General features: G+C 39.2%; 17 protein-coding genes and 1 riboswitch. Of the genes, 13 read left to right on the top strand and 4 right to left on the bottom strand.

The window, feature by feature from the left end; translation table 11 throughout:
- Positions 1 to 21: 21 nt before the first annotated feature.
- Positions 22 to 1,416: a glycoside hydrolase family 1 protein gene (locus CKV70_RS02935; protein ID WP_003721368.1), complete on the bottom strand. Its 1,395-nt coding sequence runs from the start codon at positions 1,414 to 1,416 to the stop codon at positions 22 to 24.
- 120 nt (positions 1,417 to 1,536) lie between these two features.
- Positions 1,537 to 1,638: riboswitch (purine riboswitch) on the top strand.
- 93 nt (positions 1,639 to 1,731) lie between these two features.
- Between CKV70_RS02935 and CKV70_RS02930 the strand changes: the two genes are divergently transcribed.
- Positions 1,732 to 3,027 (top strand): NCS2 family permease, encoded by a 1,296-nt coding sequence (locus tag CKV70_RS02930; protein WP_003721367.1) that lies wholly within the window; start codon positions 1,732 to 1,734, stop codon positions 3,025 to 3,027.
- A 40-nt stretch (positions 3,028 to 3,067) separates the two neighbouring features.
- Here the strand turns inward: CKV70_RS02930 and CKV70_RS02925 are convergent, their stop codons facing one another.
- Positions 3,068 to 4,099 (bottom strand): nucleoid-associated protein, encoded by a 1,032-nt coding sequence (locus tag CKV70_RS02925; RefSeq protein WP_003721366.1) that lies wholly within the window; start codon positions 4,097 to 4,099, stop codon positions 3,068 to 3,070.
- 76 nt (positions 4,100 to 4,175) lie between these two features.
- On the opposite strand from CKV70_RS02925, the gene CKV70_RS02920 reads away from it, so the two are divergent.
- Positions 4,176 to 4,472 (top strand): MGMT family protein, encoded by a 297-nt coding sequence (locus tag CKV70_RS02920; RefSeq protein WP_009924768.1) that lies wholly within the window; start codon positions 4,176 to 4,178, stop codon positions 4,470 to 4,472.
- On the opposite strand, the gene hisJ is transcribed toward CKV70_RS02920, so the two are convergent.
- Entirely contained in the window at positions 4,457 to 5,284 is an 828-nt protein-coding gene (gene hisJ, locus CKV70_RS02915; RefSeq protein WP_014600572.1) for a histidinol-phosphatase HisJ, read from the bottom strand. The genes CKV70_RS02920 and hisJ overlap by 16 nt on opposite strands.
- Before the next feature lie 151 nt (positions 5,285 to 5,435).
- Between hisJ and CKV70_RS02910 the strand changes: the two genes are divergently transcribed.
- The 10 genes from CKV70_RS02910 to gdhA all read left to right on the top strand — a co-directional run bounded on the left by CKV70_RS02910 (position 5,436) and on the right by gdhA (position 13,688).
- Positions 5,436 to 6,617, top strand: a complete 1,182-nt coding sequence (locus CKV70_RS02910) for an ATP phosphoribosyltransferase regulatory subunit (RefSeq protein ID WP_003721363.1) — start codon at positions 5,436 to 5,438, stop codon at positions 6,615 to 6,617.
- Positions 6,614 to 7,255 carry an ATP phosphoribosyltransferase gene (gene hisG, locus CKV70_RS02905; protein ID WP_003721362.1) on the top strand — a complete coding sequence of 214 codons (642 nt, stop codon included), beginning with the start codon at positions 6,614 to 6,616 and terminating at the stop codon, positions 7,253 to 7,255. Before CKV70_RS02910 ends, hisG begins: the two co-directional genes overlap by 4 nt.
- On the top strand, positions 7,252 to 8,535 hold the full coding sequence (hisD, locus tag CKV70_RS02900; protein ID WP_014600571.1) for a histidinol dehydrogenase: 1,284 nt from the start codon (positions 7,252 to 7,254) through the stop codon (positions 8,533 to 8,535). The genes hisG and hisD overlap by 4 nt, the downstream gene beginning before the upstream one ends.
- Entirely contained in the window at positions 8,536 to 9,120 is a 585-nt protein-coding gene (gene hisB / locus CKV70_RS02895; protein WP_003721360.1) for an imidazoleglycerol-phosphate dehydratase HisB, read from the top strand.
- The gene (hisH, locus tag CKV70_RS02890; protein WP_014600570.1) at positions 9,121 to 9,747 is read left to right on the top strand and encodes an imidazole glycerol phosphate synthase subunit HisH; all 627 of its coding nucleotides are present in this window, start codon (positions 9,121 to 9,123) and stop codon (positions 9,745 to 9,747) included.
- Positions 9,726 to 10,448: a 1-(5-phosphoribosyl)-5-[(5-phosphoribosylamino)methylideneamino]imidazole-4-carboxamide isomerase gene (gene hisA, locus CKV70_RS02885; protein WP_003721358.1), complete on the top strand. Its 723-nt coding sequence runs from the start codon at positions 9,726 to 9,728 to the stop codon at positions 10,446 to 10,448. The genes hisH and hisA overlap by 22 nt, the downstream gene beginning before the upstream one ends.
- Positions 10,438 to 11,193: an imidazole glycerol phosphate synthase subunit HisF gene (gene hisF / locus CKV70_RS02880; protein ID WP_010989517.1), complete on the top strand. Its 756-nt coding sequence runs from the start codon at positions 10,438 to 10,440 to the stop codon at positions 11,191 to 11,193. Before hisA ends, hisF begins: the two co-directional genes overlap by 11 nt.
- Positions 11,190 to 11,507 carry a phosphoribosyl-AMP cyclohydrolase gene (gene hisI, locus CKV70_RS02875; protein WP_014600569.1) on the top strand — a complete coding sequence of 106 codons (318 nt, stop codon included), beginning with the start codon at positions 11,190 to 11,192 and terminating at the stop codon, positions 11,505 to 11,507. The genes hisF and hisI overlap by 4 nt, the downstream gene beginning before the upstream one ends.
- Positions 11,508 to 11,819 carry a phosphoribosyl-ATP diphosphatase gene (gene hisE, locus CKV70_RS02870; protein ID WP_003721355.1) on the top strand — a complete coding sequence of 104 codons (312 nt, stop codon included), beginning with the start codon at positions 11,508 to 11,510 and terminating at the stop codon, positions 11,817 to 11,819.
- A gap of 492 nt (positions 11,820 to 12,311) precedes the next feature.
- Complete coding sequence (gene gdhA / locus CKV70_RS02865) at positions 12,312 to 13,688, top strand: NADP-specific glutamate dehydrogenase (RefSeq protein ID WP_003721354.1); 1,377 nt, start codon at positions 12,312 to 12,314, stop codon at positions 13,686 to 13,688.
- A 42-nt stretch (positions 13,689 to 13,730) separates the two neighbouring features.
- On the opposite strand, the gene CKV70_RS02860 is transcribed toward gdhA, so the two are convergent.
- Positions 13,731 to 14,636 carry a magnesium transporter CorA family protein gene (locus tag CKV70_RS02860; RefSeq protein WP_003721353.1) on the bottom strand — a complete coding sequence of 302 codons (906 nt, stop codon included), beginning with the start codon at positions 14,634 to 14,636 and terminating at the stop codon, positions 13,731 to 13,733.
- 399 nt (positions 14,637 to 15,035) lie between these two features.
- Here CKV70_RS02860 and CKV70_RS02855 point away from each other — a divergent pair, with 399 nt between their 5' ends.
- Positions 15,036 to 16,076, top strand: a complete 1,041-nt coding sequence (locus tag CKV70_RS02855) for a lactonase family protein (protein ID WP_003721352.1) — start codon at positions 15,036 to 15,038, stop codon at positions 16,074 to 16,076.
- Positions 16,077 to 16,103: the final 27 nt, after the last annotated feature.

Below are 16,103 nucleotides of genomic sequence, written 5' to 3'. Positions count from 1 at the left end.
AATACTTTTATTTTATCACATTTAGTCTTCAAAACCATTGTTTTCTGCAAGTTCTTTGTACCAATGCCCAGATGCTTTCACGGTACGTTTGAAGTCATTGTCCAAATCAACTTCCACTAAGCCATAACGGTTTTTGTAAGCATTCGCCCAGCTCCAGCAATCCATGAACGTCCAAAGGTGGTAACCATGGCAGTTAGCGCCTTCTTCAATTGCTTTATGAAGCCATTTCAAATGACTCTTAATGAAGTCAATTCGGTACGTATCTTCAATCATTCCGTCTGCGTTACGATAACGACTTTCGCCTTCCACACCCATACCATTTTCGGAAATAAAGAACGGGATATTATCGTAGTTGTCGCGCAGATTAATCGCAATATCATAAATCGCTCTTTCAAAAATTTCCCAGCCACGATACGGATTCATTTTACGGTAAGGCATTTCATAATTATCAAAAAGGTGTTCTGGCATAAACGGCGCATCCGGGTGAGCCGCGTATTCTTTCGCTTTCACACGACGCGGTTGGTAGTAGTTCACACCAAGAATATCAATAATGTTGTTTTTAATTATCGCTAAATCCTCTTCCGTATATTCTGGAAGCGCGTCATGTTCGCGGATAATTTCTACAAGATCAGTCGGGAATTCCCCTTTTGTAACCGGATCAAGGAAACTTCGGTTGAAAATTAGATCCGCAATATGAGCCGCTTTTAAATCAGCTGGATTTTGGCTTCTTGGATACGACGGTGTTAAGTTTAAAATGATTCCGATTTGGCCTTCCGGAATTTCAAGTGCGTGGAATTCTTTAACAGCAAGCGCATGTGCCAAAGTAGTATGGTAAGCAACTTGAGTCGCACGTTTAAAATCAACCACATTTGGATAGTGCATATCGTATAAATAGCCCGCTTCAACAGGAACAATTGGTTCATTAAAAGTAAACCAATGTTTCACACGATCACCAAATAATTCAAAACAAGTTTTCGCAAATGTAGCATATGCGTCCACTACTTCACGGCTTTCAAAACCACCTTTTTCTTGCATCGACATTGGCATATCAAAATGATATAAATTCATAAATGGTTCCACGTCATTTGCAAGCATTTCATCAATAACCCGATTGTAAAAATCAACTGCTTTCGGGTTCACTTCACCAATACCATCTGGAATAAGACGTGACCACTGAATCGATGTACGGAAAGAATTATGCCCTGTTTGTTTCATTAAAGCAATATCTTCTTTATATTGATAGTAAAAATTAGATGTGTTTGTAGGTCCCACATCGTTAAAGAAACGACCTGGTTCGATTTTATACCAGTGATCCCAAATACTTGGTTTTCTGCCGTCTACATCTGCTGCGCCTTCTGTTTGTGGGCCGGATGCCGCACTTCCCCACCAAAAATTCTCTGGAAATTTATAAGTCATTTTTTTACCTCCAACTATTATTTGTTTTTATTATACCTTATTTATTTAAAAGTATAAACTTATTTATTTAAAAGTTCGTTTTTAATTTTTATTTCTTACACGTATTGCCAAAAATCGGCTAATCCGCTACAATAATATAGTCGTATAAGTTCGGTAATATGGACCGTTCGTTTCTACCAGGCAACCGTAAAATGCCAGGCTACGAGCTATTGTAAAATTTAATAGGGATTTTTTTGCTATTTTTATTTATTATTCCCTTTTTTACCTAGGCTCTTTCCGTTATGTGCGACAACATAAATAGGGAGGCTTTTTTTAATGGATAAATTTTTCAAACTACGCGAGAACAAGACGACTGTTCGGACAGAAATACTCGCGGGGCTTACGACTTTCTTGTCGATGGCTTATGTACTTTTCGTCAATCCATCCATGCTTGCAACAACTGGGATGGAATTAAAAGCTGTTTTTGTGGCAACGATTCTAGCTTCTGTTGTAGGATCACTTGCAATGGGGCTAATCGCTAATTACCCGATTGGACTTGCGCCAGGTATGGGACTAAATGCGTTTTTCGCTTATACCGTTTGTGCGCAGTGGGGAATTCCTTGGCAAACGGCGCTGGCTGGTGTTCTCGTTTCTGGCTTAGTGTTCATTTGTTTGACCATTTCTGGACTTCGTGAAAAAATCGTTAATGCAATCCCAACGGAACTAAAATTCGCAGTGGGAGCAGGAATTGGTTTTTTTATCGCCTTTTTAGGGCTTAAAAATGCTGGAATTATTGTGCCAAATGAATCTACTATTGTAGCGCTTGGAGACTTACATTCTGGTCCTGTGTTACTGGCTGTTTTCGGGATTGTTGTTACTGTTGCTTACATGACAATTGGTTGGAAAGGTGCGATTTTCTTTGGAATGGCAACAACCGCTGTTGCTGGAATGTTGTTTGGACTGATTGATGTACCGACTCAAGTTGTTTCATCTGTACCAAGTATGGAATCAACATTTGGTCAAGCAATTATTCACTTGCCAGATATTTTCACACCGCAAATGCTAATTGTTATTTTGACATTTTTCTTTATAGATTTCTTTGATACTGCCGGAACGCTCGTTGCAGTTGCGACTCAAGCTGGATTTGTAAAAGACAACAAAATTCCGCGTGCAGGTCGTTCACTATTCTCGGATTCACTTGCAACCGTTTTTGGTGCTATTTTTGGGACTTCAACAACTACTTCTTATGTAGAATCTACTGCTGGGGTTGCGGTTGGTGGTCGGACAGGTTTAACTGCCGTTGTTATCGCAATCTGTTTCTCGCTGTCGTTATTCTTTTCGCCACTTCTTGGTGTAATTACCAGTGCAGTTACGACGCCTGCACTTGTCATCGTTGGAATTTTAATGATTGGTAATGTCGCTCATATTGATTGGACTAAATTTGAAGTAGCTGTTCCGTCCTTTTTCGTTATTTTAATGATGGTACTTACTTTTTCTATTGCTACTGGTATTGCGATTGGTTTCATTTTCTATCCAATTACCATGGTACTTAAAGGACGCTACAAAGAAGTGCATCCGATTATGTACGTGATGATGGTACTGTTTATACTGTACTTTATGTTCGTCGTTTAGACAGCAAAAACCGGGGATTCCGCATCCTCGGTTTTTTCGTTTAATCATAATACACAATCATGTAGTTTTTGCCTTTTTCCTCGTCATATCCTTGGACAAAATCAGTTTCTTCTAATTGTTCTAAGTCCTTCACGACAACCGAAATATTTTTGCCAAGCTTAATCGTTTTACGTATTTTTTTCGATAGTTTTTCGCGCTTTTCTTCATCTAATTGAAATGTTTCTGGAAACCGGACATTATTTTCTCGTTCGAACGTATCCACCATCGTGTTAAATTCGGTAATTTCTTCCGGTTTTTCAATTGTCGTGCGAGCAAATTCAGCAATATTCAACGTCTCTTCGCCTGCTAAATATTCCGTTGTCGCTTTTACGAAATTAGATTTATCAAGCAGCGACTCCTCGCGTTGTTTAATATAATCCGTACAAACTTCCACAAAACCTTCCGTGTAAAATTTTTCATCGGTTATTTTATCAATGCTCAAAAACTTATCTTTCCAATAAACAGAATCGCCACGGTTAAGCCGGTCTAAAATCAACACTTTATTCCCCGTGTCATGATCCACATTGAAAATCAAGCAGCCTTTATCTAAATCTGTCCCGGTAATCCCTTTATCATAGCCAATTTGAAATTCTCTGCCGTTAAAATCATTTTTAAGAAAGACTTCTTTGTTTTCGACTTTAAAAATCCCGATGCCGTTCGTAAAATCACCATCTACAACGCAACCCTCAATAAAGAAAATCCAAACATCGCCACTTTTAATATTCGGGTGGGTTGTTTCGCTGTATAAATGCTCTAAAATCTTCTTGGATTCATCCAAAAATTCTTCCTCCGCGACAAACATATTCGCAGCAAAAGTACGAACTTCATTAAAATCCAAATCTGTTTCATGTGTAAATTGATAATATTCATCTTTTTTAAATGGCTCTAAGAAAATCGAAGCTAGTGTTTGATTCATTTCTGAACCAATATCAGCGAGCACATTCGCTGATACTTCTGTTCCTTCTTCTCTCGCTTTATTTCCAGCAAAATGGACCACGAGTTTCGTAATTTTTGCGTAAGAAAAATCTGGCATTTACTAATCATCCTAACTTTTATAAAATAACTATTTCCTGTATACTAAATTTATTATGAACAAACGGAGGTACGTAATGGTTCCAGCAGATTTTGAAGAACGTGTTTATACGGTCGTGCGCCAAATTCCGCGCGGTAAAGTAACGACTTATGGCCAAATCGCTTATATGATTGGCTTTCCTAAAAACGCCAGACTCGTAGGCGCTACACTGAAACATTCGAAGCGTGACCAGATTACGCCTTGCCATCGTGTTGTAAATGCAGCAGGTCGGCTTGTTCCGGGTTGGGAAGAACAACGCGAACTCCTTTTATCAGAAGGTGTAAAGTTTAAAGAGAATGGACACGTCAAAATGAAAGATCATTTTTGGCAATAAGTGTTATATCCACGCCCTATATCTTGAACGCCGTGCGAGTCAGACCCATAGACTAATGGAATCTTTAACTCTCTAGCTAACGTCACGATTTCTTTAGGTAGGTAGGTTTCACCGCAAAGTGACTTAAACAGTCCCGCCGTATTAAAATCAAGCTCATAGTCACGCTTCTTTACTAAAGCAAGAATAGCCTGAAATTCCTCCATTACTTCCCCTGAAAAATTACTTGTATCTGCTCCAAAGAATTGCTGAAACTTCTGACACAATGAAATATGCCCAATTCTCCGCGGTTTAAAGAGTCCTAAGTCCGCTTCAATCGACTGTTTCACACCTTCCAAATAAGTGAGTTGCGCCTGTTCAAACCCACCATAAAATTGCACAATTCCTTCATTATAATCCTCCGCCGAAAAATCAATCGAACGGAAACCACCTTGCCCCTCTAAAAAATGTAGCGATAAAACACCATCGTCCGTTTGCGGCCCATACTCATCCAAAAAATCTCGCGTGAAATCCTCATAACCAATTAAATAATCCACTTCAAACCCAATATGTATTAATAAATCGCTCGCATATTTTTTCTTTATATGATTCATTTTCTTAAAATAATAAGGTAGATCACTCATCGCCATACTCGCTGTCGTCACCGCTTCCTTGTCCCCAGCAGTATTATTCATAAATTCTCTCGAAAGCGGCGCGTGTTCAACTATAGAATACTCATCAAAATCCAGTTCAATCGCTTTTAAAATCATCTCCTCCACATCATCATGCGTACCATGTGGACAGAATTCTGTATGCGTGTGCCCGTCTCTTTTCATATTCAACCCTCTTTCAAAATTCTTTTTCCCAAGTGCTTTAAATGGTACACTAATTATACCATAAGCAACTATTTTTCTATTCATTATTTACAAAAACGCTTTAACGTGCTAATATGCTAATAAACTAAAATATCGTAAAGGAGCTAACCAGATGAACTTAAATAAGAACTTACCAACTGGAACACGTGATAAACTTTTTCGTGAAGCACGAGCTGCATACAAAATTGAGCAACAAGTGAATCATTATTTTGAAAAACGCGGATTTAAGCGGATTGAAACGCCTGTTATCGAGTTTGAAGATGTCTTTTCCTCTGAACATCAAGCCGATGCGAAGTTGTATCGTTTCTTTGACGAAAAAGGTCGCTTGACGGTTCTTAGGCCGGATATGACACTTCCGATTGGTCGAGTTGTTAGTACCACTGGTGTGATGCTCCCTCTAAAACTTTCTTATAGCGGAAAAATTTTTCGCGCAAATGAAGATTTTGGTGGCGAACAAAACGAACAAACGCAAGCAGGTATTGAAATCATTGGCTACCCTTCGATTAAAGCAGAGATTGAATGCATTTTGATTGGGATTGGAGTTTTAAATGCTCTAGAAATTCCGAATTTTCAAATTGAACTCGGACATGCAGCAATTTATAGACGCGTAACCAACCTTTTAAATCTCTCCGAAACAGCTGAAATTGATTTTCGCTTGCTGATTCAGAATAAAAGTTTAACTGGTATTAAGCGATTTGTAGCCGATAATCCGAGTACGCTTGACGATTTCATTTTAGCACTACCACGATTATTTGGACCAGCGACAGCGATTTTAAAACAAGCCAAAAATTTAACAACGGACAAAGGCATTTTAACGGCACTGCGTGAAATGGAAACCATTGTGGAAGCTGTTTCTTACACAGCAGATATTAGTGTCGATTTAGGACTCGTGCAAGATTTTCATTATTATACAGGTATAATTTTTAGAGGATATGCTGACCTTGCTGCTGATAATTTTTTAAGCGGCGGCCGTTACGATCACCTCCTAGAACAATTCACCAGCGCTTCCTCCCCAGCAGTTGGTTTGGCTCTTAATCTTGACTCCCTCACAACCCTACAAAACCGCGCTGGCGTCATCAAAAAGCAAGTTTCTACAAGCCTTTTAATTCACTACGACCTAGACGCAATCCAACAAGCAGAAAAACTCATGCAAGAAACACCAAATAGCGAATTAAGTTTTTTTGAAACTCCGACAAACGCTATCTCTTTCGCAAAAAAATGGCATATTCCAGCCGTTATCCATGTCTCGAGGCAAGGCATCCAAACTATTTTTCAAAGGGAGGCAGACTTATGAAAGCTCTAAAAATTGCGCTAACGAAAGGACGCCTCGAAAAAGACGCAGTAGCCCTTTTGGAAAAAGCTGGGATTGACTGTTCTTCTATGACAGATAAAAAACGCAAACTTATCTTTCATAGTAGCACTCAACCGATTTCTTTTATTTTAGTAAAAGCAGTTGATGTCATGACTTATGTGAAACATGGGGTTGCGGATATTGGAATCGTTGGTAAAGATGTTTTAATGGAAGCATCCAAATCTCATTACGAAATGCTCGACCTTGAAATCGGTAAATGCCAGTTTTGTCTCGCTTCTACACCTGATTTTGACCCGAGCAGTTATCGACGAAAAATCATTGCTACCAAGTATCCAACAGTCGCCTCCAAATTTTTCCGTGAAAAAGGCGAAGATGTAGAAATTATCAAAATCGAAGGATCCGTCGAAATTGCACCAGTGCTTGATCTTGCTGATGCCATCATAGATATCGTCGAAACTGGCTCCACTTTAAAAGAAAATGGCTTAATTATTTATGAAAAAATGTATCCAATCTCCGCCCGTCTAATTGTTAACAAAGCATCCTTAAAACAAAATAAAACGCAAATTTTCCATTTAATCGACCAATTAGAACAAGCGATAAAGGAGGAGCTCGCTGAATGAAAATTTTAACCGGAACAATAAACGAGCTATTAAACGAATTCAAAGCAGAAAACAATACCAATAATTCACTCCAAGTCGAATCCGAAGTAAAATCGATTATCGAAAAAGTAAAAAAAGATGGCGACCAAGCCCTGTTTGACTTCACATCCCAGTTTGACGGCGTACGGCTCACCGAACTACGCGTCCAGACCGCTGACATCCAAAGTGCAAGTTCCAAAGTCGACCCTGCCTTTCTAGTCGCACTCCAACAAGCAAAAGCAAATATCGAAAGTTTCCACAGCAAGCAAAAACAACATGCTTTTCTTGATAGCGAAAAAGATGGCGTCATTCGCGGTCAATTAATTCGTCCACTAGAAACCGTCGGCATATACGTTCCCGGTGGCACGGCAGCCTATCCATCATCGGTATTAATGAATGTGTTGCCTGCCAAAATTGCTGGAGTAAAGCGAATCGTAATGATCACCCCTCCTGCCGAAAACGGTATTAATCCTCACGTTTTAGCCGCGGCTCAACTAGCTGGTGTGGACGAAATTTACCAAGTTGGTGGTGCGCATGGAATCGCAGCTCTTGCTCACGGAACAGAATCCATCCCTAAAGTAGATAAAATCGTCGGTCCTGGAAATATCTATGTCGCCACTGCCAAACGTGAAGTGTTTGGCTTAGTTGATATCGACATGATAGCTGGTCCATCCGAAATCGTCGTGCTCGCAGATGAAAATGCCAATCCCGCTTTCATTGCTTCCGACTTACTCTCCCAAGCAGAGCATGATATTTTAGCTCGTGCTATCTTAATCACTACTAGTAAAAAAATCGCCGAGGAAACTCAGAACGAAATTAATAAACAGCTAGAAAATTTACCTCGAAAAGCGATTGCTCAGAAATCCATCGAAACACAAGGGAAAATCATTATCGCAGCAAATACGCAAGAAATGTTTGATATTATGAACGAAATCGCTCCTGAACACTTAGAAGTACAACTTGAAAATCCAATGAATTACCTCAATCAAATTAAAAATGCCGGTTCGATTTTCTTAGGAAGCTATGCATCGGAACCTCTTGGCGACTATTTTGCCGGACCAAATCACGTCTTACCTACAAGTGGTACCGCGAAATTCTTCTCTCCTCTCGGCGTGGAAGATTTCACGAAACGTTCTGCCTTTATTTCTTACACAAAAGAAGCACTCGCAAAAGAAAAAGACGCTATTGTTTTACTTGCTAAAAAAGAAGGCCTAGATGCCCATGCCAAAGCCATTCAAATTCGTTTCGAGGAGGAAAACTAAATGAGAACAGCTACTAAAACCCGTGTTACTGCTGAAACTTCTATAGAGCTCTCCATTAATCTAGATTCCCAAGTAGAATCAACTATTTCTACTGGAGTCGGATTTTTGGATCACATGCTTACCCTTTTCGCCAAGCATAGCCGAGTAACTTTAAATGTAAAAGCAGATGGTGATACCTATGTCGATGCGCATCACACCGTAGAAGACATCGGAATCACACTCGGACTTTGTTTAAAAGAAGCACTTGCTGATAAAGCGAGCATTAATCGCTACGGCTCTGCTTATGTCCCAATGGACGAATCACTTGGCTTTTGCGCACTAGATTTAAGCGGACGTTCTTATCTAGTTTTTGACGCCGAATTAACAAACCCTAAACTCGGCGATTTTGACACAGAATTAGTGGAAGAATTTTTCCAAGCAGTCGCCTTTAATACCGAAATGAACCTCCACCTCCGCGTCCTTTATGGCAAAAACACGCACCATAAAATCGAAGCACTTTTTAAAGCATTCGGTCGTGCTCTTCGCGAAGCAATCACGATTAATCCAGAAATCAAAGGTGTAAATTCAACTAAAGGGGTCCTGTAAATGATTGTAATTATTGACTATGATACAGGAAACACGAAAAGTATCAGCAAAGCACTTGATTTCATCGGACTACAAAACAAAATTTCTAGTGATGCAACAGAAATCTCACAGGCTGACGGCGTTATTTTACCAGGAGTTGGCGCTTATCCTGAAGCTATGAAAGAACTCATTCGGCGCGGGCTTGATAAAACTTTAAAAGAAATCGCTGCCACTGGTAAACCAATTCTTGGCGTATGCCTTGGTATGCAACTTTTACTCGAATCAAGTAATGAACATGGCTATACTAAAGGACTCGGCCTCATTCCCGGTCATGTCGATATGCTACCAGACGAATCCGCATTTGCCGTTCCACACATGGGCTGGAATCAACTAGAAATCAAACGCACCACCCCGCTTACAAAAAAACTCGCTGGAGAATATGTCTATTACGTTCATTCTTACTATGCCAACTGTCCTGAAGATTACATTATCGCAACAAGTGGCTATTCTATTAATATTCCTGGCATGATAAATAACGGCAATATTTACGGAGCACAGTTCCATCCTGAAAAAAGTGGCCAAATCGGTCTTGAAATTTTAAAAGGTTTTAAGGAGGTCATTCGTTCATGCAAATCTTCCCAGCAATAGACTTAAAAAATGGACAGTGCGTCCGTCTCTTCCAAGGCGACTTCTCTAAAAAAACAGTTGTCAATGAAGACCCAATTGCCCAAGCAAAAGCATTTGCTACAGACGGCGCAACCTATTTGCATATCGTCGACCTCGACGGTGCATTAGAAGGACGCCCCATCAACCTAGAAATCATCCAAAAAATGAAAAAAGCAGCTAAAATCCCCGTTCAAGTTGGTGGAGGAATTCGTAGCATGGCGCAAGTGGATTATTATCTTGAATCCGGCATTGACCGTGTGATTATAGGTTCCGCCGCTCTAACAGATCCAGATTTCCTACGTGCGGCAGTCCAAAAATACGGAACTAAAATCGCAGCAGGTATCGATGCCAAAAACGGCTTTGTCGCAACAAGAGGTTGGTTAGATGTCAGTCAGGTAAGCTATTTAGATTTGGCTAAACAAATGGAAAAAGTGGGTGTTGAGACAATCATTTACACTGATATTAGCCGTGATGGCACGCTAACTGGACCTAATTTAGAACAAATGGCAAATCTCAAAGAACACGTTAAAGTTAGTTTAATTGCTTCTGGCGGAGTGAGCAGTCGCGCAGATTTGGAAGCACTCGCCCAACTCGGCTTATACGGAGCAATTGCCGGAAAAGCCCTTTATAATCATCATATTTCTATGTCAGATATTGTAGAGGTGGAACAAATTGCTTACTAAACGAATCATCCCATGTCTTGATGTCACAGCAGGTCGAGTTGTCAAAGGTGTTAATTTTGTTTCCTTAACAGATGTCGGTGACCCCGTCGAAATTGCTAAAGCTTATAATGAAGCTGGTGCCGATGAGCTCGTTTTTCTTGATATCACAGCAACTGTCGAACTCCGTCAAACTATGATAGATGTTGTGGAACGAACTGCCGAGCAAGTTTTTATTCCACTCACAGTTGGTGGAGGTATCAGTAGTGTTTCTGACATGAAAGAACTCCTTCAAGCTGGTGCCGACAAGATTTCGCTCAATTCCGCCGCCATCAAACGGCCAGAACTCATCCAAGAAGGAGCAGCAAAATTCGGAAACCAATGTATCGTTGTCGCAATTGATGCCAAATGGAATGGCACAAACTGGAGCGTCTTCACTAGAGGCGGTCGAAATGATACCGGACTTGATGCTATTGAATGGGCCAAAAAAGCAGTCCAACTCGGTGCTGGTGAAATTCTACTAACAAGCATGGACGGTGATGGTACCAAAAACGGCTACGATATCCCGCTCACAAAAGCAATTTCAGAAGCAGTTTCCGTCCCAGTCATTGCTTCGGGCGGCTGTGGTAATGCCGCACATATGGTTGAAGTTTTTGAAAAAACAAAGGCAACCGCCGCGCTCGCTGCAAGCATTTTTCACTACGGCGAACTAAGCATCAAAAATGTCAAAACAACCTTACTTGAAAAAGGAGTGAATATCCGTCCATGATTTCTGTTGATTTTTCTAAGGGGCTTGTCCCAACTATTATCCTAGACGATCAAAATGGCAACGTTTTAATGCTTGCTTATATGAACGAAGAAAGCTACCAAAAAACCCTTGAAACTGGCTATACTTGGTTTTTTTCGCGCTCCAGAAACGAACTTTGGAATAAGGGCGCGACAAGCGGACATACTCAAAAAGTAAAACAAATCTGGACCGATTGCGATAACGACACATTACTTATCCGTGTAACCCAAATCGGTCCAGCCTGCCACACCGGCAAAAAAAGTTGCTTTTTCAATCTCATAAAGGAGGATTTTTAAATGTTAAATGACCTATATGAAGAAATTAAACTGCGTAAAACTCAACCAAGAGAAGGCTCCTATACCAACTATCTGTTCGATAAAGGCCTTGATAAAATTCTCAAAAAGGTTGGTGAAGAAGCAACCGAAGTCGTTATTGCCGCTAAAAATGATAATCAAGAGTTAATTGCCGAAGTCTCCGATTTGGCCTATCATTTGCTCGTTCTCTTAGCCGAAAAAAATATTCCATTAGTTGCCATCCAAACGGAGCTCCAAAAACGAGAAGGAAAATTGAGCACCACTCGCGACCGTAAAGAAATTAACGATTTATAAAAACATGACATTTTCGTAACCTTAGAGATCATTTTTGTAAGAAAAAGCGCATGATTTTTAAATTCATTTTTTATATACTTGTTTATGTGGAGAGCTTTCATTTTTCCCAAGAGAAAGCAAATAATGTTAGAGCAATAATTCTAGTATCCGAATTAGTCTTATCCCTTGGCTCGCTTTAATATTATTTCTCCCTAATACTCCCTTAACCGCATCCCCCTGGTGCGGTTATTTTTTTGTTACATCTTCTATATCTACTCATTAAAACCTAAGCAAACGTTCTCATTAACTACATTTTAAAAAATTTCAGAAAAATTGGTTTTTATGCTTGAAAATATTCTCAACAATGTGTAAACTAACAACATAGGTAAGAAAAGTTGACCTACTTAACGCACACAAGCCAATGTTTTTCTTCTTTATAACATTGCATGTATTTGCGTCAGGTTTTCTACTTTTCCTTATAGTCAAAATATTTAAACAAGGAGCGATTATAGTATGGCACAAACATCCACTATCCAAAACGACACAAAGGCAGCCGAAGAATACGCAGCTCGAGTGTTTGAAACAATTAAACAACGGAATCCTGGCGAAACGGAATTCCACCAAGCAGTTGAAGAATTCTTAAACTCTGTTATCCCAGCCCTTGCAAAAGAACCTAAATACGAAGCAAATGGCATTTTAGAACAGTTAACAGAACCCGAACGCCTTATCAGTTTCCGAGTTCCATGGGTGGATGATTCTGGCACAGTACACGTAAATCGCGGTTACCGGGTCCAATTCAATAGCGCAATTGGTCCATATAAAGGTGGTCTTCGTTTCCACCCTTCTGTAACAGGAAGCATCGTCAAATTCCTCGGTTTTGAACAGATCTTCAAAAACTCCCTAACTGGCTTACCAATCGGTGGCGGTAAAGGTGGCTCTGACTTTGATCCAAAAGGAAAATCAGACTCAGAAGTAATGCGTTTCTGCCAAAGTTTTATGACTGAATTACAAAAACATATCGGTCCTGATACAGATGTTCCTGCTGGCGATATTGGTGTTGGTGGTCGTGAAATTGGCTACTTATTTGGGCAATACAAACGCCTTCGCGGCGCTTATGATGCCGGTACAATTACAGGTAAAGGCCTTTCTTACGGCGGAAGTTTAGCTCGTACAGAAGCAACAGGTTACGGTCTTGTTTATTTCACCGTTGAAATGTTAGAAGCAGCTGGTGAAACCATTCGCGGCAAAAAAATCGTCGTTTCTGGTTCAGGTAACGTTGCGATTTATGCTATCGAAAAAGCACACGAATTAGGTGCTAAAGTAGTTGCATGTAGCGACTCTGCTGGTTTTGTTTATGACAAAGAAGGTATCAAAGTAGAGACCGTGAAACAATTAAAAGAAGTAGAACGCAAACGCATTAGCGAATACACAACCATTCATCCATCTGCAGAATATTACGCAGGCGGCGACGTATGGTCCGTTCCATGTGATATCGCACTACCATGTGCAACTCAAAATGAAATTAATGCTGATCAAGCCCGAGCGCTTGTAAAAAATGGTGTTATCGCTGTTGCAGAAGGCGCAAACATGCCTTCTACCCTTGATGCAGTGGATATTTACCACGAAAATAAAGTTCTATTCGGTCCTGCAAAAGCTGCCAATGCTGGTGGTGTTGCCGTATCAGCACTTGAAATGGCACAAAACAGCACACGTATGAGCTGGACTTTCCAAACAGTCGACGAACATTTACAAAACATCATGAAAGATATTTATAAAAATTCAAGCAATGCTGCAAGCGAGTATGGCGCACCTGGTAACCTTGTTATCGGCGCAAATATCGCCGGATTCCTCAAAGTAGCAGATACAATGATTTCTCAAGGTATTATTTAATTTAAAAAGCCCTTCTTTCTATCCGAAAGAAGGGCTTTTTTGTTATCTCATTAATTTTCGTAAAATAAAAGAAAGTCCGAACCATAGAATCACACTAATAAAAATCGTCACAATCCACCCAAAAGTATTATGTTCTAGCGGAAGTGGCATATTCATTCCAAAGAAGCCCGTAATAATAGTAGGAACCGTCAATAAAATGGATAGCGCCGTTAAAATTTTCATCGTATCATTCAAATTATTGTTCAAAATATTATTATATGTACCTGACAATTGCTGTAAGATTTGAGAACTCAGCCCGGTCATTTCCACAAGCTGTCTCGCTTCAATTAAAGCATCTTCAAATTGTTCTTTTTCCACTTCATTTAGCTCTCGGTAAATCATATGAGCCTTCATTTGTTCAAGTAACGCTGCATTTTGCTTAGATGCGGAAACAAAATAAACAATACCAGTCTCCAAATCTGATAATGACAATAAATTTTTCTTCGTCGTTTTAATTTTCAATTTGTCATTAATCGTCCTTCTATCCGTATCCATTTCTTCCACATATGGAAAAAAAGCATCCATAATAAAATACAAACTACTGAATAAAAATTGAAAAATAGTAACTTCATCTGATTCTTTTAAATAACGCTTCATTTTTCGTGTAATATATTGATTGTCATTGTTTGTTATTGTTATTAATTGCTTATCTTTTATTATAAAAACCATTGGAATTGTCTCATAATGGTTATCAATTTTCCTTTGATCTGGCACATTAAACACAATGACAAAAGTATTGGTCTTTTGGTCGTATTCAAAGTGAGCACGTTCATTTCTATCAATCGAATACGCGATTACTTCATCGTCAATATGATATTCTTCGTAAAAATCTGCTAGTTTATCTGTATTATCCGTATCGATATTAATCCAATTATATTGGCCATTTCCAAAAATTGTTTGAATGGACATTTTATTCATCCTACTTTCCTTGAGGTCATAAAAAAAGAGAGCCTCATTTTCAGAGCATCTCTATTTCTACATAATTATAGCACAGAATCTGGGAAATTCTGTGCTACAACTATCTTAAAGGAGTGTTTATTTGAAATAAGCAATTAAGAATATTTCTATGGGGGAAGTAATTTATTTTCAATTAGCTTATTTCAAATGACAATCTCTATGGGATAAGTATATCTTACATTACTTTTATGTCTTAGTCAATACTTTTATTACAAAAATATTTCATAAAAATCAAAAATGCTGTTTTAATAATAAAATGTAACATTAATGCAATAATCGTGATATTTTTCTATCTTTTCTTTACTATGCTATAATTAACTAGGAAATATCTTATATATAGGAGGAATTGGCATGTCAAAAAATCAAGCAACTGCTTATATCGGTACATATACCAAAGCCGAGAGCCAAGGTATCTATCGCTTAGTAATCGACAAAACTACCGGCGAAATCAAAGAAAATAAATTAGCTGGAAAAATGGACAATCCAACATATCTTAAAATTTCAGATGACGAAAAATTCGTTTACTCTGTAGCAAAAGATGGCGATAAAGGTGGAGTTGCAGCTTTTTCTGTTGAAGAAGACGGTTCTCTTACTTTCATCGGTCAAGATGTTCAAACAGGTAACCCGCCATGTTATGTAGATGCGTCTCATGATGGTTCTATCGTTGTTTCTGCTAACTACCACTTAGGCACAATCGTAAGCTACCCAACAGAAAATGGCGCTTTAAAGCCCTCTGTTTCAACCATTCAACATACTGGTAAAAGTGTTCACGAACGCCAAGAAAAACCACATGCGCACTTTGCTGGCTTTACTCCAGAACAAAAATACGTTATCACATGTGACCTTGGAACGGACAAAGTAACGACTTATTCCGCTAACGCTGGCAAACTTGAAAAAGTAACCGAGCTAGACGTAAAACCAGGAAGCGGTCCTCGTAACCTTGTTTTCCATCCAAATGCTAAATATGTGTATATCATGACAGAATTAACTTCCGAAGTTATTTTTGCTGAATACGATGAAGCTACTGGTGCGTTAAAAGTTATTCAAACAATCGCTTCTCTTCCAGAAGGTTTTGACAAAGAAAATAAAGGTAGCGCTATCCATATTTCTCCTGATGGTCGTTTCCTATATGTTTCAAATCGTGGCCAAGATGCAATCGTTAGTTATGCAGTTGCCGAAAACGGTACACTAACACTTGCAGCAACAACACCTGTAGAAGGCGTGGGTCCACGTGACTTCGACCTGAACTACACTGGCGAAATCTTAGTTGCAACAAACGAAAACAGCAATAACGTTACTGTTTTTGGTGTTAACAAAGAAACTGGTGCACTTACATTACTTCAAAAAGACGTAAAAGTTCCTGAACCAGTTTGTATTAAATTCGTAAAATAATTTAAAAAATCCAGAATGGCCTCAGTG

The sequence above is a fragment of the Listeria monocytogenes genome (assembly GCF_900187225.1).
Classification (GTDB): Bacteria; Bacillota; Bacilli; order Lactobacillales; family Listeriaceae; genus Listeria; species Listeria monocytogenes.
Note: the sequence above shows the minus strand (reverse complement) of the source record. Positions and strands in the feature narration are given on the sequence as shown.